24 protein-coding genes are annotated in these 20,857 nt (G+C 71.7%); 9 read left to right on the forward strand and 15 right to left on the reverse strand.

Features of this window, described 5'->3' with window-relative positions:
* Positions 1 to 16: 16 nt before the first annotated feature.
* Genes CR165_RS13430 through CR165_RS13450 form a run of 4 tightly spaced genes read right to left on the reverse strand, consistent with a single transcriptional unit; the run spans position 17 to position 3,315 of the window.
* On the reverse strand, positions 17 to 1,411 hold the full coding sequence (locus CR165_RS13430) for an amidase (RefSeq protein WP_109517514.1): 1,395 nt from the start codon (positions 1,409 to 1,411) through the stop codon (positions 17 to 19).
* A gap of 19 nt (positions 1,412 to 1,430) precedes the next feature.
* On the reverse strand, positions 1,431 to 2,261 hold the full coding sequence (locus CR165_RS13435; RefSeq protein ID WP_109517515.1) for a polysaccharide deacetylase family protein: 831 nt from the start codon (positions 2,259 to 2,261) through the stop codon (positions 1,431 to 1,433).
* Between the two features lie 12 nt (positions 2,262 to 2,273).
* The gene (locus CR165_RS25060; RefSeq protein WP_181378156.1) at positions 2,274 to 2,558 is read right to left on the reverse strand and encodes a hypothetical protein; all 285 of its coding nucleotides are present in this window, start codon (positions 2,556 to 2,558) and stop codon (positions 2,274 to 2,276) included.
* Positions 2,551 to 3,315, reverse strand: coding sequence for an SDR family NAD(P)-dependent oxidoreductase (locus CR165_RS13450; RefSeq protein ID WP_109517516.1), 765 nt, complete (start codon positions 3,313 to 3,315; stop codon positions 2,551 to 2,553). The genes CR165_RS25060 and CR165_RS13450 overlap by 8 nt, the downstream gene beginning before the upstream one ends.
* Before the next feature lie 97 nt (positions 3,316 to 3,412).
* Here CR165_RS13450 and CR165_RS13455 point away from each other — a divergent pair, with 97 nt between their 5' ends.
* Complete coding sequence (locus CR165_RS13455; RefSeq protein WP_109517517.1) at positions 3,413 to 4,204, forward strand: IclR family transcriptional regulator; 792 nt, start codon at positions 3,413 to 3,415, stop codon at positions 4,202 to 4,204.
* Between the two features lie 226 nt (positions 4,205 to 4,430).
* Positions 4,431 to 4,619, forward strand: a complete 189-nt coding sequence (locus tag CR165_RS24530; RefSeq protein WP_146201903.1) for a hypothetical protein — start codon at positions 4,431 to 4,433, stop codon at positions 4,617 to 4,619.
* A 16-nt stretch (positions 4,620 to 4,635) separates the two neighbouring features.
* Here CR165_RS24530 and CR165_RS13460 read toward each other — a convergent pair whose 3' ends face one another.
* From CR165_RS13460 to msrB, 6 genes are all read right to left on the reverse strand, one after another.
* Complete coding sequence (locus CR165_RS13460; protein WP_109517518.1) at positions 4,636 to 5,091, reverse strand: MaoC family dehydratase; 456 nt, start codon at positions 5,089 to 5,091, stop codon at positions 4,636 to 4,638.
* Between the two features lie 25 nt (positions 5,092 to 5,116).
* Positions 5,117 to 5,896, reverse strand: a complete 780-nt coding sequence (locus CR165_RS13465; RefSeq protein ID WP_109517519.1) for a 3-ketoacyl-ACP reductase — start codon at positions 5,894 to 5,896, stop codon at positions 5,117 to 5,119.
* On the reverse strand, positions 5,893 to 7,041 hold the full coding sequence (locus CR165_RS13470; RefSeq protein ID WP_367604217.1) for an acyl-CoA dehydrogenase family protein: 1,149 nt from the start codon (positions 7,039 to 7,041) through the stop codon (positions 5,893 to 5,895). Before CR165_RS13470 ends, CR165_RS13465 begins: the two co-directional genes overlap by 4 nt.
* Before the next feature lie 68 nt (positions 7,042 to 7,109).
* Positions 7,110 to 8,102, reverse strand: a complete 993-nt coding sequence (locus CR165_RS13475; protein ID WP_181378157.1) for a LacI family DNA-binding transcriptional regulator — start codon at positions 8,100 to 8,102, stop codon at positions 7,110 to 7,112.
* A 123-nt stretch (positions 8,103 to 8,225) separates the two neighbouring features.
* Entirely contained in the window at positions 8,226 to 9,191 is a 966-nt protein-coding gene (locus CR165_RS13480; RefSeq protein WP_181378158.1) for a Bug family tripartite tricarboxylate transporter substrate binding protein, read from the reverse strand.
* A gap of 118 nt (positions 9,192 to 9,309) precedes the next feature.
* Positions 9,310 to 9,717 (reverse strand): peptide-methionine (R)-S-oxide reductase MsrB, encoded by a 408-nt coding sequence (gene msrB / locus CR165_RS13485; RefSeq protein WP_109517522.1) that lies wholly within the window; start codon positions 9,715 to 9,717, stop codon positions 9,310 to 9,312.
* A 190-nt stretch (positions 9,718 to 9,907) separates the two neighbouring features.
* On the opposite strand from msrB, the gene CR165_RS13490 reads away from it, so the two are divergent.
* The 3 genes from CR165_RS13490 to CR165_RS13500 all read left to right on the forward strand — a co-directional run bounded on the left by CR165_RS13490 (position 9,908) and on the right by CR165_RS13500 (position 11,779).
* Positions 9,908 to 10,372, forward strand: a complete 465-nt coding sequence (locus CR165_RS13490; RefSeq protein ID WP_109517523.1) for a PaaI family thioesterase — start codon at positions 9,908 to 9,910, stop codon at positions 10,370 to 10,372.
* 70 nt (positions 10,373 to 10,442) lie between these two features.
* Complete coding sequence (locus tag CR165_RS13495) at positions 10,443 to 11,120, forward strand: 3-oxoacid CoA-transferase subunit A (RefSeq protein WP_109517524.1); 678 nt, start codon at positions 10,443 to 10,445, stop codon at positions 11,118 to 11,120.
* Complete coding sequence (locus CR165_RS13500; protein ID WP_109517525.1) at positions 11,117 to 11,779, forward strand: 3-oxoacid CoA-transferase subunit B; 663 nt, start codon at positions 11,117 to 11,119, stop codon at positions 11,777 to 11,779. The genes CR165_RS13495 and CR165_RS13500 overlap by 4 nt, the downstream gene beginning before the upstream one ends.
* 157 nt (positions 11,780 to 11,936) lie before the next feature.
* Here the strand turns inward: CR165_RS13500 and CR165_RS13505 are convergent, their stop codons facing one another.
* Positions 11,937 to 12,941: an MBL fold metallo-hydrolase gene (locus tag CR165_RS13505; protein ID WP_245906399.1), complete on the reverse strand. Its 1,005-nt coding sequence runs from the start codon at positions 12,939 to 12,941 to the stop codon at positions 11,937 to 11,939.
* A 254-nt stretch (positions 12,942 to 13,195) separates the two neighbouring features.
* On the opposite strand from CR165_RS13505, the gene CR165_RS13510 reads away from it, so the two are divergent.
* Positions 13,196 to 13,540, forward strand: coding sequence for a RidA family protein (locus CR165_RS13510; RefSeq protein ID WP_109517526.1), 345 nt, complete (start codon positions 13,196 to 13,198; stop codon positions 13,538 to 13,540).
* A gap of 62 nt (positions 13,541 to 13,602) precedes the next feature.
* Here the strand turns inward: CR165_RS13510 and CR165_RS13515 are convergent, their stop codons facing one another.
* Positions 13,603 to 13,923 (reverse strand): ArsR/SmtB family transcription factor, encoded by a 321-nt coding sequence (locus tag CR165_RS13515; RefSeq protein WP_109517527.1) that lies wholly within the window; start codon positions 13,921 to 13,923, stop codon positions 13,603 to 13,605.
* A gap of 94 nt (positions 13,924 to 14,017) precedes the next feature.
* Between CR165_RS13515 and CR165_RS13520 the strand changes: the two genes are divergently transcribed.
* Positions 14,018 to 15,085 (forward strand): alkene reductase, encoded by a 1,068-nt coding sequence (locus CR165_RS13520; RefSeq protein WP_109517528.1) that lies wholly within the window; start codon positions 14,018 to 14,020, stop codon positions 15,083 to 15,085.
* 86 nt (positions 15,086 to 15,171) lie between these two features.
* Positions 15,172 to 15,738, forward strand: coding sequence for a Uma2 family endonuclease (locus CR165_RS13525; protein WP_109517529.1), 567 nt, complete (start codon positions 15,172 to 15,174; stop codon positions 15,736 to 15,738).
* 19 nt (positions 15,739 to 15,757) lie between these two features.
* Here the strand turns inward: CR165_RS13525 and CR165_RS13530 are convergent, their stop codons facing one another.
* The 3 genes from CR165_RS13530 to CR165_RS13540 form a co-directional block, all read right to left on the reverse strand.
* The gene (locus CR165_RS13530) at positions 15,758 to 16,681 is read right to left on the reverse strand and encodes a dihydrodipicolinate synthase family protein (RefSeq protein ID WP_109517530.1); all 924 of its coding nucleotides are present in this window, start codon (positions 16,679 to 16,681) and stop codon (positions 15,758 to 15,760) included.
* Positions 16,682 to 16,749: 68 nt separating this feature from the next.
* Positions 16,750 to 18,489, reverse strand: coding sequence for an IlvD/Edd family dehydratase (locus tag CR165_RS13535; protein ID WP_109517531.1), 1,740 nt, complete (start codon positions 18,487 to 18,489; stop codon positions 16,750 to 16,752).
* 124 nt (positions 18,490 to 18,613) lie between these two features.
* Positions 18,614 to 19,591, reverse strand: coding sequence for a LysR substrate-binding domain-containing protein (locus tag CR165_RS13540; protein WP_109517532.1), 978 nt, complete (start codon positions 19,589 to 19,591; stop codon positions 18,614 to 18,616).
* 224 nt (positions 19,592 to 19,815) lie between these two features.
* On the opposite strand from CR165_RS13540, the gene CR165_RS13545 reads away from it, so the two are divergent.
* Positions 19,816 to 20,829 carry a Bug family tripartite tricarboxylate transporter substrate binding protein gene (locus CR165_RS13545; protein ID WP_109517533.1) on the forward strand — a complete coding sequence of 338 codons (1,014 nt, stop codon included), beginning with the start codon at positions 19,816 to 19,818 and terminating at the stop codon, positions 20,827 to 20,829.
* Positions 20,830 to 20,857 lie beyond the last annotated feature (28 nt).

Here is a 20,857-nt window from a genome sequence, read left to right on the forward strand (position 1 = left end):
AAAAGAACGCTTCTCTTTACACGATTACGGGCCGCACCGCCGCCGTCATCCAGGCGGCGAGCCCGGTCAGCGCCGCATCGCCATGGCGCTGGCCGATCACCTGCACGCCCACCGGCAGCCCCTCCATGGCGATCAGCGGCAGGGTGATGGCGGGCGAGCCCAGCACCGAGGTGGCGGCGTTGTAGGCCGGCAGCCCGGTGGTGTGGGTGACGCCGGAATCCTTCGCCCTGTTCTCCATCGGCGGCGCGGGGCCGACGGAGCTGAGGCTGACCAGCCCATCCGCCAGCGGCGCCAGCGCGGCGAAGGCCTGCTGCGCGAAGTCCCGCTTCTGCAGGGCGAGGCGGTAGTCGTCGATCGTCATGCTCCGCGCGAGGGCGAGGCGGGACATCATGCTGTCGCTGAGGCCGGTCGGGAAGCGCTCGACGAGGTTCTCCAGCGTCCAGCGCAGCTCGTAGCCGCAAAGGTCGCGGCAGAGGGCGAGGCTCTCGCCGATCGCCTGCTCGAAGGCCTCGATCAGCGGGCTGTCGCCCCGGCGCAGCAGCGTCACCCCGGCATCGCGGAGCTGGCACAGCACGCGGTCGAAGGCCTCGGCGGTGCGCGGGTCGGTCTGCGCCCAGCCCTCGCTCTCCATGACGATCAGCCGCCCGGGCTTTGCCGGCGGGCGCGGCGCCGCCTCGCCGAACAGGCCGGGATGCCCGGGGTCGCCGCCCGAGCGCTGCGCCATCTCGTAGGTGACGCGCCACATATCCTCCAGGCACCCGGCATGCACGCCGATATGGCTCTGGCTGAAGGCCAGCCGCTCGCCGCGGTGGATGGCGCCGAAGGTGGGCTTGATGGCGGTGTTGGCGCAGAAGCCGGCGGGGCGGATGATGGAGCCCACCACCTGCGTGCCGAGCGCCGCCGGCACCATCGCCGCGCCGATCGCCGCCGCCGAGCCGGAGGAGGAGCCGCCCGGCGTGTGCGCCGCGTTGAACGGGTTGGTGGTGGGGCCGGGGTGGGACATGCCCAGCTCGGTCGTCACCGTCTTGCCCAGGATCACCGCGCCGGCCTGCCGGAGCGCCACGACGCTGGCGCTGTCCATCTTCGTCTGCGCGCCCTTGAACAGGGGGGTGCCCTGCTCGGTCGGCATGTCCTTGGTCTGCAGCATGTCCTTGATGCCGACCGGCATGCCGTCGATCGGCGAGAGGGCGCGGCCCGCCTTGTAGCGCGCGGTCGCGGCGTCGGCGGCGGCGCGGGCGCCTTCCTCGTTCAGCGTCACCCAGGCGCGCACCACCGGCTCGCGCGCGGCGATGACTTCCAGGCAGCGCTCCAGATAGGCGCGCGGCGTGTCCCGCCCTTCCACGAAGCCGGGCACGGCGTCGTGGAAGGTCATCGGGCGGAAGGTGGCGGGGTCGTAGGTGGAGGCGGGCATGGCGTGGTCTCTCTTCGCGTCAGGCGGCGTCATGCGCGGCAATCCAGGCCTCGGCGACCTCGGTGCCGGTCGCGAACCAGACATTGGGGAAGCTCCTGATCCAGCCGATCATCTCGCGCAGCAGCGCGATGCGGCTGGGGCGGCCGATGATCTGCGGATGCATCACCAGGTTGAACAGCCCGCCCCAGCGGTAGAGCTCCCGGAACTCGTCCTGGAAGATCTCCAGCAGGTGGCTGTTGGGGAAGATCGGCCGCGGCGACTTGATGGAGAACAGCGCGTGCGGCGCATCGTCCGTGCTCCAGTGCCAGGGCAGCTCCACCGGGCCGCGCCCGCCATCCGGCAGGGTGAGGCGATAGGGCACCACGTCGTCCAGCAGCGAGCTGTCGTAGAGGAAATTGTGCTTCTGGAGGAGCTTCAGCATGTTGTCGCTGGATTCGCCGGCGGGCGAGCGGTAGCCGCGCGGCACCACGCCCAGCACGCGCTTCAGCGCCCCCAGCCCCTTCTCCATCTCCTCCACCTCCTTCTCGGGGAAGTCGGGGTCGATCCAGGCGTGGGAATAGGAGTGGTGCGCCACCTCGTGCCCGCCGGCGACGATCATCTCGGCGCGGCCGGCATGGTGCTCGGCGGTCCAGCCGGGAACGAAGAAGGTGCCGCGCACCTCCTCCTCCCGCAGCAGCTCCAGGATCTTCGGCACGCCGACCTTGGCGCCGTAGGTGCCCTGGCTCAGCGTGCCGGGGCGGCGGGCATTGGCCGGGTCGCGAGAGAGCCACAGCGTCTCCGCGTCGAAGTCGAAGGTGAGCATGACGGCGATGCGCGCGCCGCCGGGCCAACGGACGGATTTGTCGATCATGCCGGTCTCCTCTCAATCATTGCCAGGCGGCGGGTTGCGGGCCAGGAGCCAGCCGCCTTCCACCGCGATCATCGCCGCCACCTCCTCCGGCTGCCCGGCGCGCCGCAGCGGCATGGGCGCCAGCATCGCGCGCCGGCAGTCGGGGTTGCGCGAGATGCCCCTCGGCCATCGCCGGGTCGCGGCCGGCCAGCAGGAGGCGCCCTCGGCGGCGAAGCGGCGGGCCGTGGCGGCGCCGGTGCCGCGCGCCGCGCCGGTGACGAGAGCGGCGCGCCCGGCGAGGCGCTCCGCCTCAGGCAAGCCGCCCGCCATCGACGGGCAGGCAGACGCCCGTGGTGAAGCTGGCGGCATCGCTGAGCAGGAACAGCACGCTCTCCGCCACCTCCGCCGCCTGGCCGAAGCGGCCGAGCGGATGGCGGGCGCGGAACTCCGCCTCGCGCCGGGCACGCGCCTCGGGGCTGCCGGCGCCGGCGAAGGTCGCCTCCAGCATCGGCGTCTCGATCGAGCCCGGGCAGATGCAGTTGACGCGGATGCCCTCGGCGGCGTGCGCGACGGCGAGGCTGCGGCTCAGCATCACCACCGCGCCCTTGCTGGCGGAGTAGGCGGGCATGGTGGCGGAGCCGGTGAGGCCGGCCGTGGAGGCGAAGGTGACCACCGCGCCGCCCCCCGCTTCACGCAGCAGCGGCAGCAGGGCGCGCAGGGTGAGCCAGGTGCCCTTCACGTTCACGTCGAAAAGCAGGTCCCACTCCGCCTCTTCCAGCGCTGTCACCGGCCGGGTGGGGCCCAGCAACCCGGCGGCGGTGGCCACCAGCGTCACCGGGCCCAGCGCCGCGGCGCGCTCCGCCAGCGCCTGCTGGTCGGCGGCGCGGGTCACGTCGCCGGCCAGCCATTCGGCGCCGGGGCAGGCCTCGGCGGTGCGGCGCAGCCCGGCTTCGTCGCGGTCGAACAGGAGAAGGCGGGCGCCCTCGCGCGCCAGGGCCTCCGCCGTGGCCCGCCCGAGCCCCGAGGCGGCACCGGTGACGACGCCCATCCGCCCCGCGAAGCGCCCGGCGCTCATGCCGGAACAGCCTGACAGATTGCCATGATCCGAAGCTTCCGTATTTTTGTTCAATACGACCGAATTATATCGAAAAGCTAAGAGGAGTTTTCCGCCGATGTCAAAGGCGAAGGGCCCGCCGGCCCAGGCGGCCACACCCGACCCCCGGCTCTACATCCAGGCGGTGGAGCGGGCGATGCGCGTGCTGGAGGTGTTCGGCCATGACCCGCAGCCATTGTCCCTGGCCGAGATCGCCGCCGCCGTCGGCATCGACAAGAGCGGCGCGCAACGGCTCTGCCATACCCTGCGCCACCTGGGATACCTGGAGGCCGATCCGGGCGGGCAGGGGCTGCGGCCCGGCCTGCGGCTGATGGACCGCTCCTTCGATTTCCTGCGCATGCACCCCTTGGTGGAACGCGCCACGCCGGCCCTGATGGAACTGCGCCGCGCCACCCAGGAGCGGGTGGATCTGAGCCTGCCGGATGACCTCAGCATCGTCTATGCGGTGCGGCTGCAGAGCAAGCGGGAGACCTTCTTCGCCACGCTGGTCGGCCGCCGCCTGCCGGCCTTCTGCTCCTCGGGTGGGCGCGCGATGATGGCGGCGCTGCCGGATGCGGTGGTGGAGGACATCCTGGCCCGTTCGGACCGGCGGCCGCTGACGCCCCGCACCATCACCGCCCTGCCTGCCCTGCGCGCCAAGATCGCCGAGGCCCGCACCGATGGCTACGCGCTGGCCTGCGAGGAAGGGTTGCTGGGCGAGATCGTGCTGGCGGCGGCGGTGCGGGACCGGCAGGGCAGGCCCGTTGCGGCCATCCATATCGCCGCCTCCCTCTCGGAATGGGAGGAGGCCGATTTCCGCCGCCGGATGGCGCCGCTGGCCATGGAGGCTGCACGCGCCCTCAGTGGCTGAGCGCCTCCGCCTGCCACAGCGAATCGGGACAGTAGCTTACAATTCATGGTTGTTTTGAGGCAGGGAAGCCTACCAGGAAGTGGATTTAATCCCTTTCCACCCTGCCGAAAGCATTATAACCTCTCCGTGAGGAGAGAGATTCGGCCCAGCGAGCTTTTCGCGAGCTTAATATTTCCTCCACTAAACTCCGAAATCCACCTCCCTCAGACAAAGCCTGGTCAGAGAAATGGAATCTCGTACGGATATCCACGCGAATGAACTTCGTGACCTGCGCCGGAGCTCTTTGAAGGGTTGGGTTCGGAAACTTCGGTTGCCCGTGCCGCGGCGGCTTTCTCCTTCCAAGGGCCTGATGATCGGCCTGCTTTTCTCTTCCTTGCTCTGGGCCGCGATCATCGGCTTCTTCGTCACCTTCTGATCCGGTTCCCGCGCCATCACGCCCGCGGGGCGCGGCGGTGCACCATCATGTCGTTCTCGCCTTCCTGCACCGTGTCGCCGCGCTGCGTCCGCAGGGCGAAGGCAAGGGTGACGATGCCGCGGTCGGCATGGCGGGTCTCCCGCAGCCCGACAACGCGGATGGTCGCCTGGAGGCGGTCGCCCACCAGGATCGGGCCGGTAAAGCGCCAGCGCCAGCCCAGCGAGACGATGGCGGCAAGCTGGGTCTGCGCCCGGTTCTTCAGCCCGTCCGCCAGGGCCAGGCCCAGCAGCCCGTGCGCCACCCGGCCCGGATAGCCCAGCGCCTGCGCATAGGCATCGTCCATGTGGATGTCGTAGAAATCGCCGGAGAGGCCGGCGAAGGCCAGCAGGTGCGCCTCCGTCACCTGGATGCCGCCGGTGATCCATTCGAGGCCGGGCTCGATCTCCTCGAAATGCAGGCGGCGGTCGGTCATGCGCGTGGCTCCCGGCGTGGCAGGCTCAGAGGCGGCCGACATGCAGGCCCCCGTCGATGTGCAGCGCATCGCCGGTGCTGAAGGGCAGGTCGCCCGCCGCCAGCATGGCGACGGCGCGGCCCACATCCTCCGGCTCCCCCCAGCGGCGGATGGGCGAGAGCCCCTCGGCGATGCGGCGGGAATAGGCCTCGGCCACCGGCGCCGTCAGGTCGGTGCGGATGACGCCGGGGCGGATCTCGTGCACGGCGATGCCCGCCTCCGCCAGGCGCAGCGCGAAGAGCCGCGCCAGCATGGAGACCGCCGTCTTGGCGGCGCAGTACTCGCCACGGTCGGGCGAGGCGAGCTGCGCATTGGCCGAGGAGATGAAGATGATGCTGCGCGGCTGCGCCGCCGGCGGCACCTCCAGCATCCGCCGCGCCACGGCCTGGGTGAGGAAGAAGGTGCCGCGCGCATTGACGCCGAAGGCGCGGTCCCAGGATTCCGGCGAGACATCCAGCAGGTCGCCGCGCCGCATCGCGCCGACGCCGGCATTGTTCACCAAGCAGTCGATGCCGCCCTGGTCCTGCCACGCCGCCTGGACGAAGGCGTCGTGCTCCTCCAGCCGCGCCACGTCCAGCCGGCGGAAGGCGAAGCGGCCACCGGCGGCCCGCACCAGCGCCGCCGTCTCCTCGGCGCCCTCCTCGGCGATGTCGGCGGCCAGGATGTCGAAGCCCCGGCCCGCCAGCGCCAAGCAGCAGGCCCGGCCGATGCCGCGCCGCCCGCCCGTGACCAGGGCAACGGGGCGCCTTTGCGGAAGCGCGCTCATGCCAGCAGCGTCCGCGCCATGATCATGCGCTGAATCTGGTTCGTTCCTTCGTAGATCTGGGTGATCTTTGCGTCGCGGTACAGCCGCTCCACCCGCACGCCGCGGATGTAGCCGCTGCCGCCATGGATCTGCACCGCATCGGCGGTGCGGGCGACGGCGGCATCGGAGGCGAAGCACTTGGCCATGCTCGCCTCCAGCGTGGCGCGGCGGCCTTCGTCGAGCACGCGGGCGGCGTGGTGCACCATCAGCCGCGCGGCGTGCGCATCCTTCGCCATGTCGGCGATCATCCACTGCACCGCCTGGAAATCGGCGATGGGCTGGCCGAACTGCCGGCGCTGCCTGGCATAATCGATGCTCTCCTCCAGCGCCGCGCGCAGGATGCCGAGCGCCAGCGCGGCGATGCCGACGCGGCCCTTGTCCAGCACCGACATCATCATGTGGAAGCCGCGCCCCTCCTGGCCCAGCATGGCGCCGGCCGGCAGCCGCACGCCCTCGAAGCGCAGCCCGCCGACGGGGGAGGCGCGCTGGCCCATCTTGCGCTCCTTGCGGTCGCGCGTGACGCCGGCGCTGTCCAGGTCGACCAGGAAGATCGACATGCCGCGATGCCCCGCCGCCGGGTCGGTGCGCGCCAGCACGGCGGCGAAATCGGCCACGGGGGCGTTGTGGATCCACAGCTTGGCGCCCTCCAGCAGCCAGCCATCGCCGTCGCGCCGGGCCTGGGTGCGCAGGCCGGCGAGGTCGGAGCCGGCCTCGGCCTCGGTCAGCGCATAGGCGCAGCGGCGCTCGGCGCGCAGCAGGGGGCGGAGGTAGCGCTCCTGCTGGGCGGGCGTGCCATGCTCGGTGAGCAGCGTGCCGAGCAGCTCCACCAGCCCCACCTGGTCGGCCACCGAGGCATAGCCGCGCGAAAGCTCCTCCATCACCAGCGCATAGGCCAGCACATCGGCCCCCGCGCCGCCCAGCGCCTCCGGCACGCTGACGCCGAACAGCCCGGCCCCGGCGAGGCGGCGGTACAGCGCCTCGGGGTAGCGCTCCTCCTCATCCAGCGCGGCGGCGAGCGGCGCCACCTCCTCCTCCGCGAAGCGGCGCGCGGCATTGCGCAGGGCGGCGTGCCACTCCGTGGCACCGGCAGGCAGGGCGTCTTCCAGCACCGGGCGTTCTTCCCTCTTGCTTGGTCCGCGCGGCCTTCTTCGAGGCGTGGCCGCGTCGGTCCGGTTCAGTCGGCGCGGCGCAGGCCCGCCCCGCAGGATTCGCGCACCACCAGCGCCGGCGGCAGGATCTCGCGCAGCGGCGGCGCCTCCGGCTGTTCCATGCGGTGCAGCAGCACCCGCGCCGCCGCCTGGCCGATGACGCGCGGCGCGACGCGGATGGTGGTGAGCGGCGGGTACCAGTGCGCCGCCTCCCGCACATCGTCGAAGCCCGTCACGGCCACGTCGCGGCCGGGCATGCGGCCGGCGCGCAGCAGGCCGAGCGTGGCGCCGAAGGCCACGGAATCATTGAAGCAGACCAGCGCGGTCGGACTCTCCGGCGGCAGCGCCTGGGCGATCGCGGCGGCGGCGCCGATATCGGTGGAGCAGGGGAGGTGTTCCGCCGCCAGCCCGGCCCGCGCCATGCTGCGCGCATAGCCGTCCCACCGCCCGGTGCTGACCGAGTTGCGCGCGGCGCCGCCCAGGAAGGCGATGCGGCGGTGGCCGAGGCCCAGCAGATGCTCGGTGGCCAGCCGCGTGCCGGCGCGGTTGTCCGGCCCCGCATGGGCGCCGGCGCGGAAGCCGCGCACCACCGTGGCATGCGGCACGCGCCAGGCCTGGAGTTCGCCGATCAGCGCCGGGGGTGTGCCCGTGGCGGGCATCAGCAGCACGCCGTCCACCGGCTGCTCCCGGAAGCGCTCCAGCATCCGCCGCTGGCGCAGCACGGATTCGGAGGTGTTGGCCAGCATGGTGGCATAGCCGGCCTCGTCCAGCGCCTCCTCCACGCCGGCGGTCAGCTCCGCGTAGAAGGGGTTGGTCAGCTCGCAGACCAGCAGGCCGACCGTGTGCGACTTGCCGGAGCGCATCAGCGCGGCGGAGCGGTCATACACATAGCCGAGGCGCTCGGCGGCCTCGCGCACGGCGCGGCGGGTCTCCGGGCGCAGCCGGGAATCGTCGCGCAGCGCCAGGGCGGCGGTGGACAGCGCCACCCCCGCCTCACGTGCCACGTCCTTGATCCTCACCCGCTGCATCCGCGCCCGCGTCTCGCTGTGCCATGGCAGGATTGGAACGTTCCAATTACCCTGTCAAGGCGAGGCGAGGCGAGGCGCGGGGGAGGGCCAGGGGCGGCGCCCCTGGCCCGGCCTTCAGTCGGGGCGCACGCCGTTGTCCCGCGCCACCCGGCCCCAACTGTCGATCTGCGTGCCGACGAAGCGGGCGAGATCCGCGGGCTCGGAAAGCACGAGTTCCGCCTGGTTCAGCTCGGCGAACTGGCTGGCGATGCGCGGCTCCCGGTAGGTCTCGACCAGCGCCGCGCGGAAGCGCTGGATGACCGGCTCCGGCGTTCCCGCCGGGGCGAAGACGCCCCACCAGGCCACGGCGGTCAGGCCCGGGAAGCCGGCCTCGGCGGTGGTGGGCACCTCCGGCAGGCCGGCCAGCCGCTGCTCGCCCAGCTGCAGCAGCGGCCGCAGCGAGCCGGCGGAGATGTGCGGCGCGAGCAGGGCGCTGCTGCCGATCATCATGTCGATATGGCCGGCCACCGCGTCGTTCACTGCCAACCCGCCGCCGCGATAGGGCAGGTGGGTCATGCTCACCCCGGCGCGGCGGGCCAGCATCAGCATGGCGAGGTGCCCGATGGTGCCGTTGCCGGTGGAGCCGAAGGTGACGCCGCCGCGCTTGGCCGCGGCCAGCACGTCGGCCATGGTCTTGTAGGGCTTGCCCGGCTGGCAGGCCACCACATAGGGCGCATGGCCGATCTGGGTGACGGGCGCCAGGTCGCGCTGGATGTCGAAAGGAAGGCTGGGCACCAGCACCGGCATCACGGCATGGGAGTCGAAGGTCAGCAGCCAGGTCTGCCCGTCGGGCCGGGCCTTGGCGGCGACATCGGTGCCGATGCTGCCGGCCGCGCCGCTGCGGTTCTCCACCACGATCGGCACGCCGAGGCGCTGCTGCAGGCCGGGCGCCGCCAGCCGCGCCACGGCGTCGGTGGAACCGCCGGGCGCGAAGGGCACGACGATGCGGATGGTGCCGGACGGCCAGGTGTCGGCGGATGCGCGGATGGCGGGCAGTGCCGCCAGCCCGCCCAGGATGGCGCGCCTCGACCAGTTCTGCATGATGAACCTCCCTTGCGGCGCCCGTACCGGCGCCTTCAGGTTCATCATTCCGCCAGCGGGGCGGGGAGGCAACCCCGGGGCGCCCGCCGCCATCCGCGCCGCCCCCTCAGGCGGGGTGTCAGGCGGGGTGGAAGTCCATCGCCACGCCGTTGATGCAGTAGCGCAGATGCGTGGGCGGCGGGCCGTCGGGGAAGACATGGCCCAGATGGCTGCCGCAGCTGGCGCAATGGACCTCGGTGCGCACCATGCCGTGGCTCATGTCCCGGCTGACGCCGACGGCACCTTCCAGCGGCGCGCCGAAGCTCGGCCAGCCGGTGCCGCTCTCGAACTTCCCCTCGGTGCTGAACAGCGGCTGGTCGCAGCCGGCGCAGGTGAAGGTGCCGGCGCGCTTCTCGTGCAGCAGGGCGCAGCTGCCCGGGCGCTCCGTGCCGTGGGCGCGCATCACCCGGTACTGCTCGGGTGTCAGGCGGGCGCGCCATTCCGCCTCGGTCCGCGTCACCGGGTAGGTGATGGTGTTGGTATCCATGCGGCGTCTCCCTCGGATGCGGGTGGCCCGGCAGGTCCGGGCCGCGGCCCCGCATATCGGGTGGCGGGGGGGTGCTGTCGAGGCCCCGGGCGCATGGCTTGACGGGCCGTGGCGGGCGCGCATACTCGGTCAGCAAAAATGGAACGTTATTCCGCTTAGCGGAAATGATGGCGCCAAGAGGAACGATCCCATGCCCCCTCCGGGCGCAGACATCTCCACCGCCAGCCTGCCCTCCGCCGGCACGGGCGCCTTCGACCCCGCCGGCGCCGGCTGGCAGCCCCGGGGCAACTCCAACTTCTCCACCCTGGTCGGCCCGCTCTGGGCCCGGCGCGAGGGCGAGAGCTGGGCCTATGGCTTCCTCGCCGGGCCGCAGCACAGCAATGCGCGCGGCATCGTGCATGGCGGCATGCTGGTGACGCTGGCCGACAACGCGCTCGGCCTCGTCGTGCACGAGGCGTCCGGGCGCCAGCCGGCCGTGACGATGCAGCTCAACACCCATTTCCTCTCCGCGGCGCATCCGGGTGAGTTCGTCGAGGCGCGCGGCGAGGTGATGCGGCGTGGCCGCTCGGTGATGTTCGTGCGCGGCACGCTGACCGTGGGAGACCGCATGGTGCTGGCGGCGGACGGGATCTGGAAGCTGCTCGGCGCGCGCTGACCGCCCGCCGCGCGCCACCAGGGGAGAAGACGGCCGCAGGGCCGCAAACACAGGGAGGACCGGCAGCGCAATGCTGGACAGGCGCGTCGCATCGTTCACGGAGGCCATCGCCGGCATCGGCCATGGCGCCACCATCATGCTGGGCGGCTTCGGCGGCGCCGGCACGCCGCTCGGGCTGGTCGCCGCGGTGCATCGCGCCGGGTTGCGCGACCTGACGGTGATCGCCAACAATGGCGGCAGCGCGGAGCCGGACCTGCGCATCTGGCTGGAAGCGGGGCAGGTGCGCAAGCTCGTCTGCTCCTACCCCAAGTCCAAGCTGCACACGACGGCGAGCTTCACCACCCTCTACCTGGCCGGCAAGATCGAGCTGGAACTGGTGCCGCAGGGCACGCTGGTGGAGCGGATGCGCTGCGCCGGCGCCGGGCTCGGCGGCTTCTACACCCCCGTCGGCGCCGGCACCGCCCTGGCCGAGGGCAAGGAGACGCGCATGATCGACGGGCGCGAGCATGTGCTGGAGATGCCGCTCTCCGCCGACGTGGCGCTGCTGCGCGGCCGGCAGGCGGACCGCCTGGGCAACCTCACCTACAACAAGACCGCCCGCAACTTCGCCCCCGTGATGGCCACCGCCGCGAAGCTGGTGGTGGTCGAGGTCGAGGAGTTCGTCGAGCTCGGCGCGCTGGACCCGGAGGCGGTGGTGACGCCCGGCATCTTCGTGGACCGCGTGGTGCAGAGGGAGGCGCCGCAATGAGCACGCCGCTGAACCGCGAGCAGATGGCCCGCCGCGTGGCCCGCGCCATTCCGGATGGCGCCTTCGTCAACCTCGGCATCGGCCTGCCGGACATGGTGCCGGACCATATCCCGCCCGAGAACGAGATCTTCCTGCACAGCGAGAACGGCATCCTGCATGTCGGGGCGCGCCCGCCGGCCGGGCAGGAGGACTGGGACCTGATCAACGCCGGCAAGCAGCCGGTGAGCCTGCGGAGCGGCGGCAGCTTCTTCGACAGCGCGCTGAGCTTCGCGATGATGCGGGGCGGCCATCTCGACGTCTCGGTGCTGGGCGCCTTCCAGGTCTCCGAGGCGGGCGACCTGGCCAACTGGTCCACCGGCCTCGGCGAAGGCGTGCCGGCGGTGGGCGGTGCGATGGACCTCGCCGTGGGCGCCAGGCAGATCTGGGTGATGATGGAGCACACGGCGCGGGATGGCAGCCCGCGCATCCTGCGCCAGTGCCGCTACCCCCTGACGGCCACCGGCGTGGTGAAGCGCATCTTCACCAACCTCGCGGTGATCGCCGTGCGGCCGGAGGGGCTGGAGGTGGAGGAGATCCTGCCCGGCCTCGGCCTGGACGAATTGCAGGCGCGCACGGAGGCCACGCTGCGCGCGGGCGCCATGCGGCCGCTGGAAGCCTGAGCGGTGCCCGGCGAGCCGTCCGGCCGGGGCGGCGGCGGGCGCCACGCCCCGGGTGAACCGCCATTCCGGCCAATATTTGTCATAATTTCCATTATGCGTCATAGACGGACGGCATGATGAAGCACCCCGGAGCGTCCTGCTCCGGGGTGCGGACGCATCAGCCGGCGCTTGTCAGGTCCATCGGCTCCGGCACCCAGACATAGCCCTCGCCGGCCTTCGCCACATGGCCGAGCCCCGGCCAGGGGAAGTGGTAGGACAGCACCGCCTGCCGGTCCGTCGCCAGCCGGTCGAGCATGCGGCTGCGCGACTGGGCGGAGAGCTTCGGGTCGGTGTCGAAGGAGAATTCCCACAGCGGCCGCTGCAGCAGCAGGATGTGGTGGTGCGCCAGGTCGCCCGTGTAGACCATGCTCTGGCCATCGCTCTCGATGGTGTAGCAGGTGTGGCCGACCGTATGGCCCGGCGTGGAGATGGCGGTGATGCCGGGCACCACCTCCGCCCCGTCCTTCACCATCACCATGCGGTCGCGATAGGCGGAGAGGTTCTTCTTCGCGCCATCGATGAAGCTGGTCATGAAGGCCGGGCCGCGCTTGTTGCTGTCATCCGTCCAGTAGCGCAGGTCGGCCTCGCTCAGCGCCACCTGCGCGTTGGGGAAGACGCGGTTGCCGGCGGCGTCCACCAGGCCCCAGCAATGGTCGCAGTGCGCGTGGCTGAGCACCACGAGGTCGATCTGCTCCGGCTGGATGCCGGCGGCGCGCATGTTGGCCAGCATCCGCCCCGTGGTGGGGCCGAACATCTTGCTGTCCGCCCCCATGCTCTCGCCCATGCCGGTGTCGAACAGGATGAGCTGGCGGCCGGTGTTCAGCACCAGCACGTTCTGCTCCAGCGTCGCGGCGTCGGGGGGCAGGAAGTTGCCGCGCAGCAGGCCCACGATCTCCTCCGGCGGCGAGGCCGGGAAGGCCGGCTCCGGCTTGCCGAGCGGCAGGCGCCCGTCGGAGATCACCGTGGCCTCGTAGCCGCCGAGGCGGAAGCGGTACCAGGCGGGCGGCACGTCGTTGCGGAACGGGGCGGCGGCCTCGGCGTGCCAGCTGGCGGCGGGCAGCAGCCCGGCACCGACGGCAAGGCCCGTGGCGGCGCGCAACAGGGTGCGGCGATCCATCGTCATGGTCGTACTCCTCCGGTGTTGTTTTTGCTGAGGCATGTTTCTGAGGCAGCGGGGCCGCGCACGCCGCGGGCCCTTCGCCTGGCCCGGAGGAGCGAGGCGCGGGAGATCCCGGCGCCACATCAAGACCGTATCGAATCCGGCGCGGGCTGAACAGGGGGCGCCCTGCCCCTCTGGCAGGCCGGGCCGGCCTGCCGCACTATGCCACCCGCGCCGCGGGCACGCGCCGCGCGCCGAACCTCCAGGAGACCTGACGGATGACCATCCAGCGCCACGGCCGCACTCCCATCATGCACCGCTTCGTCGAGCACAACGGCGTGCTCTATGTCGGCGGGCTGGTGGCGGAGGACCGCAGCCAGGGCATGAAGAGCCAGACCGAGCAGGTGCTGGCGCGCTTCGGCAAGCTGCTGGACGAGGTGGGCAGCAATCGCGGCAAGGTGCTCGCCGCCACCATCTACATCACCGACATGGCGCTGAAGGACGAGATGAACGCGGCCTGGACCGCCTTCTTCGGCGACGACCTGCCGACCCGCGCCACCATCGGTGTCGCCGATCTCGGGCCGAACACGCTGATCGAGGTGGTGTTCACCGCGGCCCGCTGAGCGGCAGCGCGAGGGGAGGAAGACGGAACTCCTCCCCCCGGCACTCCCGTCATCTGGGCCTGTCAGGAAGCCGGGCTGGTCCGGGATTCCAGCGCCAGCACCGTGTCCAGCAGGCCGGGGAAGCGCTCCGCCATCTCGTCGCGCAGCGCCACGACGCAGCGCGTGCCTTCCCGGCGGTGCCGCACCAGCCCCGCCTGCCGCAGCACCTTCATGTGATGCGAGAGGGTGGAGGGCGAGACGCCCGCCTCGAACGCGCCCCAGCCGCGCTCCCCTTCCGCCGCCAGGGCGGCCAGGATGCGCAGCCGCAGCGGGTCGCTCAGCGCGTGCAGCACCTCGGTCAGCGGCACCGCGCCGATCTCGGGATGCGGATAGGGGTCTTGCATCCGGCTCGTCTCCTCCTAGTTGTTCGATATTCGACGATCATCGAACAACGGGCACCCTCCCGGTTCCCGTCACGCCTGGACGAGATATAGCGCAATGCCCACACTGTTCGACCCCATCCGCCTCGGCGCGATCGAGGCGCCCAACCGCATCATCATGGCCCCCCTCACCCGCTCCCGCGCCACGCCGGACCGGGTGCCGACGCCGATGATGCGCGACTACTACGTGCAGCGCGCCTCCGCCGGGCTGATCCTGTCCGAGGCCACCTCGGTCACGCCGATGGGCGTGGGCTATGCCAACACCCCCGGCATCTGGTCCGAGGCGCAGGTCGAGGCCTGGAAGATGATCACCGACGCCGTGCACGCGGCCGGCGGGCGGATCATGCTGCAGCTCTGGCATGTCGGCCGCATCTCCGACCCCATCTTCCTCGACGGCGCCCTGCCCGTGGCGCCGAGCGCCATCCAGCCGGCCGGCCATGTCAGCCTGGTGCGGCCGCAGCGCCCCTATGTGACGCCGCGCGCGCTGGAGACCGACGAGATCCCCGGCATCGTCGCCGCCTACCGCCGCGGCGCCGAGAACGCGCAGCGCGCCGGCTTCGACGGCGTCGAGATCCATGGCGCCAATGGCTACCTGCTCGACCAGTTCCTGCAGGATTCCACCAACCGCCGCACCGACGCGTATGGCGGCCCGGTCGAGAACCGCGCCCGGCTGATGCTGGAAGTGACGGACGCCGCCATCGGCGTCTGGGGCGCCGACCGGGTGGGCATGCACCTCGCCCCCCGCGCCGACAGCCACGACATGGGCGACAGCGACTGCCTCGCCACCTTCGGCTACGTGGCCCGCGAGCTGGGCCGCCGGAAGATCGCCTTCCTCTTTGCCCGCGAGCACGAGGCGCCGGACCGCATCGGCCCGCAGCTGCGCACGGCCTTCGGCGGTCCCTTCATCGCCAATGAGCGCTTCTCGCCCGAGCAGGCGGCGGCGGATTTGGCGGAGGGCCGCGCGGATGCCATCAGCTTTGGCCTGAAGTTCATCGCCAACCCGGACCTGCCGGAGCGCCTGCGCCAGGGCGCGCCACTGAACGAGGTGAACCGCGACACCCTCTACGCTGGCGGCGCCGAGGGCTATGTGGACTACCCGGCGCTGGAGGCCGCCAAGGCGGCCTGAACGGGGGGCGGGGCTGGCGGGACCGCGCCCGCCGCCCCATCTCCGGGCTGGAAGTCCCGGTGCCCCTTCATGCTAGGCTGGCCGCCATGAACCTTGCCTACCGCAAGCCGATGAGCCTGTCGGAGTTCCTCGCCTGGGAGGAAGGGCAGGAGCTGCGCTTCGAGTTCGATGGCGCCCGGCCCATGGCCATGGTGGGCGGCACGCGGGCGCATGCCTTCATCCAGCGCAACCTCGCCATCTCGGTGGGCGGGCGGCTGCGCGGGAAGCCCTGCCAGTTCGCGGGGTCGGACCTGAAGGTGCTGGTGGCGGGCAGCATCCGCTACCCGGACGGGCTGGTGACCTGCACCCCCGCTGCCAATGACAGCACCCTGGTGCGGGACCCGGTGGTGGTGTTCGAGGTACTGAGCAACAGCACCGCCGGCACGGATCGCATCACCAAGAACCACGAATACGCCGCCACCCCCTCCATCCGCCGCTACGTGATGCTGGAGCAGGACCGCATCGCCGCGACCGTCTTCGCCCGCATGGGCGAGGACTGGGTGGGCCATGTGCTGCGCGCCGATGCGGTGCTGGAGATGCCCGAGATCGGCCTCTCCATCCCGCTCGCCGAGCTCTACGAGGGGCTCAGCTTCGGCGAGGCGGAGGAGGGGTAGGCCCCCTCCCCGGCCCTGGTCAGCGGCCCCAGCGCAGCACCATCGGGTCCAGCGCCCGCGCCGTCTCCAGCAGCCCCTCGCGCACCTTGGGGTGCAGCGGCGCCACGGGGTGGCGCGGCGCGTCGCAGCCGATGATGCCGCCCGCCTGCATCAGCGCCTTGGCCGCCAGCAGCCCGGCCTGGCGGTTCTCATAGTTGATCAGCGGCAGCCAGCGGGCATAGCCGGCCATCGCCGCCTCGCGCCGGCCGGCGCGGTAATCCTCCAGGATGGGCTTGATGCCGTCCGGGTAGCCGCCGCCGGTCATGCTGCCGGTGGCTCCCGCCTCCAGGTCGGGGAAGAGGGTGATCGCCTCCTCGCCATCCCACGGCCCCTCGATCGCGTCGCCGCCCAGCGCGATCAGCTCGCGCAGCTTGGTCGCGGCACCGGCGGTCTCGATCTTGAAGTAGGAAACCTGCTCGATCTCCCGCGCCATCTTCACCAGGAAGGGGGCGGAAAGCGGCGTGCCGGCCACCGGCGCGTCCTGGATCATGATGGGGATGCCGATGGCATCCGAGACAGCCTGGAAGAACGATTGCACCCCCGCCTCGCCGACGCGGATGGTGGCGCCGTGATAGGGCGGCATGACCATCACCATCGCCGCGCCCTGCGCCTCGGCACGGCGGCTGCGCTCGGCACAGACGCGCGAGCTGAAATGCGTGGTGGTGACGATTACCGGCACGCGGCCCGCCACATGCTTCAGGATCGCCGCCGTCAGCACCTCGCGCTCCTCGTCGGAGAGCACGAACTGCTCGGAGAAATTGGCCAGGATGCACAGGCCATCCGAGCCGGCATCGATCATGAAGTCCACGGCGCGGAGCTGGCCAGGCAGGTCGAGCGCGCCGCTCTCGTCGAAGATGGTCGGCACGACGGGGAACACGCCGCGGTAGCGGGGGGGGTTGGGCATTTCTTTTACTCCCTCAAACAAAAGAAGGCCGGGGGAAGGAATTCCCCCGGACCCCCATCTTTTTTCTGTCAGTGATTGTCGCGGGGGACGGGGGAGCCGCTCTTGCCGACCAGGAAGTCGAAATCGGCGCCCTGATCGGCCTGCAACACATGCTCCACATAAAGCCGGGTGTAGCCACGGTCCATCGGCGGCGCGGGCGGCGTCCAGGCGGCGCGGCGGGCGGCCAGCTCCGCCTCCTCCACATGCAGGTGCAGCGTGCCGGCCTTCACGTCCAGCGTGATGAGGTCGCCGTTGCGCACCAGAGCCAGCGGGCCGCCGGCGGCCGCCTCCGGCGCCACATGCAGCACCACCGTGCCATAGGCGGTGCCGGACATGCGGGCATCGGAGATCCGCACCATGTCCCGCACGCCCTGCTTCAGCAGCTTCTGCGGCAGCGGCATGTTGCCCACCTCGGCCATGCCGGGGTAGCCGCGCGGGCCGCAATTCTGCAGCACCATGATGCAGTCCGCGTCGATGTCGAGGCTGTCGTCGTCCACCGCGTGGTGCAGGTGCTCGATGCTCTCGAACACCACGGCGCGGCCGGTGTGCTGCATCAGGTGCGGCGAGGCGGCGGAAGGCTTGATCACCGCGCCATCGGGCGCGAGGTTGCCGCGCAGGATGGCGATGCCGGCATCGGGCTTGAACGGCGCCTCCGGCGTGGTGATGACGGCGCGGTTCCAGCACTGCGCGTCCTGCACGTTCTCCCAGATGGTGCGGCCGTTCACCGTCAGCGCATCCTTGTGCAGCAGCCCCTGCTCGGCCAGGTCCCGCAGCACAACCGGCAGGCCGCCGGCATAGTAGAAATCCTCCATCAGGTACTCGCCGGAGGGCATCAAATTCACCTGGCAGTGGACGCCGCGGCCGAGCCGGTCGAAATCGTCCAGCGTCAGGTCGACGCCGATGCGGCGGGCGATGGCGATGAGATGCACCACCGCATTGGTCGAGCCGCCGATGGCGGCGAGCGTGCGGATGGCGTTCTCGAAGGCCGCGCGCGTCAGGATTTTCGTGGGGGTCAGGTCCTCGGCCACCATCTGCACGATGCGGCGCCCGGCCATGCGCGCCAGCTCGTTGCGGCGGGCATCGACGGCGGGGATGGCGGCGTTGGTCGGCAGGCCGATGCCCAGCGCCTCCACCATCGAGGCCATGGAGGAGGCGGTGCCCATGGTCATGCAGGAGCCGTGGCTGCGGTTCATCCCTGCCTCGGCCTCGTGGAACTCCTTCAGCGTGATCTCGCCGGCGCGGAGCTGCTCGCTCATCGAGATGATGTTGGTGCCGGAGCCGATCATCTTGCCCTGGTACACGCCGCGCAGCTGCGGCCCGCCGGAGACGCCGATGGCGGGCAGGTCGGCGCTGGCCGCGCCCATGAGCAGCGCGGGCGTCGTCTTGTCGCAGCCCATCAGCAGCACCACGCCGTCCAGCGGATGGGCGCGGATGCCTTCCTCCACATCCATGGCGGCGAGGTTGCGGTAGAGCATGGCGGTGGGCCGCATCGTCACCTCGCCGAGCGAGGAGACGGGGAATTCCAGCGGGAAGCCGCCCGCCTCCAGCACCCCGTAGCGCACATGCTCGGCGATGGTGCGGAAATGGCTGTTGCAGGGGTTCAGCTCGGACCAGGTGTTGCAGATGCCGATGACCGGGCGGCCCTCGAACTGGTCCTGCGGGATGCCGCGGTTCTTCAGGAAGGAGCGGTAGTAGAAGCCCATCTTGTCCTGCCGGCCGAACCAGGCCTGGCTGCGCAGCGTGCTTTTCTTGGTGTCGTCCCCGGCCATCGGCCCCGTCCCCTTCCCTGTGCGCCGGCGGCAGTGTCGGCGCCCCGGCCATCGCGCAGTGTAGGGCGGAGAGACATGCCGGGCCAATGACAAGAGCGGCCTCCGACATGCCATTTTCAATATCTCAGGCGGGAAACAGCACCGTCTCCAGTAGCCCGAAAAACCCCTGCGCCGCAGGGGAGAGAGGCCGGTCCTTCAGCCGGATCAGCCCGAAGGGCGGCACGGCCAGATGCGGCTCCTCTGGCGGCGGCGGCAGGCGGCACACCCGGCCGGCGCCGTCGAACAGCGCGGCCACCGGCTCGCTCACCACGCACACCGCCTCGCCACGCCCGAGCACGGAGAGCGCCAGCAGGGCGGAGGCGGTGTTGAGCACCCGCCCCGGCAGGCTCAGCCCGTGGCGGGCCACCATGGTCTCCACCGCCTGCCGCAGCAGGCTGCCGGGCGGCTCCAGCACCCAGGGGTAGCCCAGCAGCGCCGCCAGGCCGGGCGGCGGGCCGGCCAGCAGCGGGTGCCCCTCCCCCACCAGGAAGCAGAGCGGCTCCTCCCCCACCTCGCGGTATTCCAGCCCGGCGGCGCTGGCGCCCTGCGGAATGCGCGCCAGCACGAAATCCAGCCGCCCGGCGCGCAGCCGCTCCACCAGCGGCGCGCTGGTCTCCACCTCCACCGAGATGCGCAGCGCCGGGCTGCGCTGCTGCGCCAGTTCCACGGCACGCGCGAGGCCGTCCACCGCCGGGCCGGTGACGGCGCCGATGGCCACCGTGCCCCCCGCGCCGCTCCGCAGAGAATTGAGCTCCTCCCCCGCCTGTTCCAGCGCCACCAGCACGGTGCGGGCGCGGCGCAGCAGCACCTCGCCCTGGAGGTTGGGCTCCACCCCGCGCGGCCGGCGCTCGAACAGCGGCACGCCGGCGATCTGCTCGATCTCGGCCAGCAGCTTGGAGGCGGCGGGCTGCGTCAGCCCCAGGCTCTGCGCCGCGCGGTTCAGGTTGCGCAGGTCGTCCATCGCCGTCAGCAGCTGGAGATGCCGCAGCTTCAGCCGGCTGCGGGCGTACCAGTCGGGCGGCAGGCGGCGCGGGGCGGCGGGCGGGGGCGGGGTGCGGGGCATGGGCGCGATATACCAGAATGGATATGTCACCCGCCATTTATTGCGCTGGACCTTGATGCCCCCGCCCTTCTAGTCATGCCGCTCATGAATCGGCCCCGCACGGGCCGGCCTGCCGCCGGAATGGCGCGCGCGGGAGGACCGGCATGGTCCTCCCGCGGCGGATCCAGCGGCACCGGCCGGCCTGCCCGCCGCGCCGCCTCATGCCTCCAAGAAAGAACACCGGGATGACCGAGAAGAACGACGCCCCTCCTGCCCTTTCCCGCCGCGCCGTGCTGGGTGCCGGCCTCGGCGCCGCGGCCACCGGGCTGGCGGCGCCGCGCCTGGCGCTGGCGCAGACCTGGCCCACCCGGCCGCTGACGCTGGTGGTGGGCTTCCCCCCCGGCGGCCAGACCGATTTCGCCGCCCGCGTCATCCAGGCCGGCATGTCCGCGGCGCTGGGCCAGTCGGTGGTGATCGAGAACCGCGGCGGCGCCGGCGGCAATATCGGCACCGAGGCGGTGCTGCGCGCGCGCCCCGACGGCTACACCATGCTCGCCGCCAATTCGAGCTCCATGGCCATCAACCCGCACACCTTCCCGGGCATGACCATCAACCCGCTGGAGCTGGTCTCGGTCGGCCTCGCGCTGCAAAGCTCGCTGGTGCTCTGCGTGCATCCCTCCGTGCCGGCCAGGACCGTGAGCGAGTTCGCCGCCTGGGTGAAGGCGCAGCCCAAGGGCATCGACTACGGCACCGCCGCCGCCGGCAGCATGTCGCACTGCGCGATGGAGCTGTTCCGCACCCGCATCGGCAACCCGGCCATGGAGAGCATCCCCTATCGCGGCTCCGGCCCGGCGATGCAGGATTTCATCGCCGGCCGCTTCTCCTGCCTGTTCGACGCCGCCTCGGTGGTGGCGCCCTTCCTCAAGGCCGGGCAGGTGCGCGGGCTGATGGTGACGGGCGAGCAGCGCGCCCCCGCCTTCCCCGACATCCCGACCGCCGCCGAGCAGGGGGTGCAGGACTTCACCATCACCAGCTGGATCGGCATCTCGGCCCCGCGCGGCACGCCGCCCGAGATCGTCCAGCGCGTCAACGAGGCGCTGAACAAGGCGCTGCAGGACCCGGCGGTGCGCGAGCGCATCACCGGCCAGGGCGACGAGCCGGGCGGCGGCACGGCGGCCGAGTTCGACGCGCGCGTGAAGCGCGACCATGCCCGTTGGGGCGAGGTGGCGCGCGCCGCCAACATCCGCGCGGACATCTGAGCCGCGCGGCCGCCGTCCCGGTGCCGTT

Origin of the sequence: Teichococcus aestuarii (genome assembly GCF_003116135.1) — a bacterium.
GTDB lineage: Bacteria > Pseudomonadota > Alphaproteobacteria > Acetobacterales > Acetobacteraceae > Pseudoroseomonas > Pseudoroseomonas aestuarii.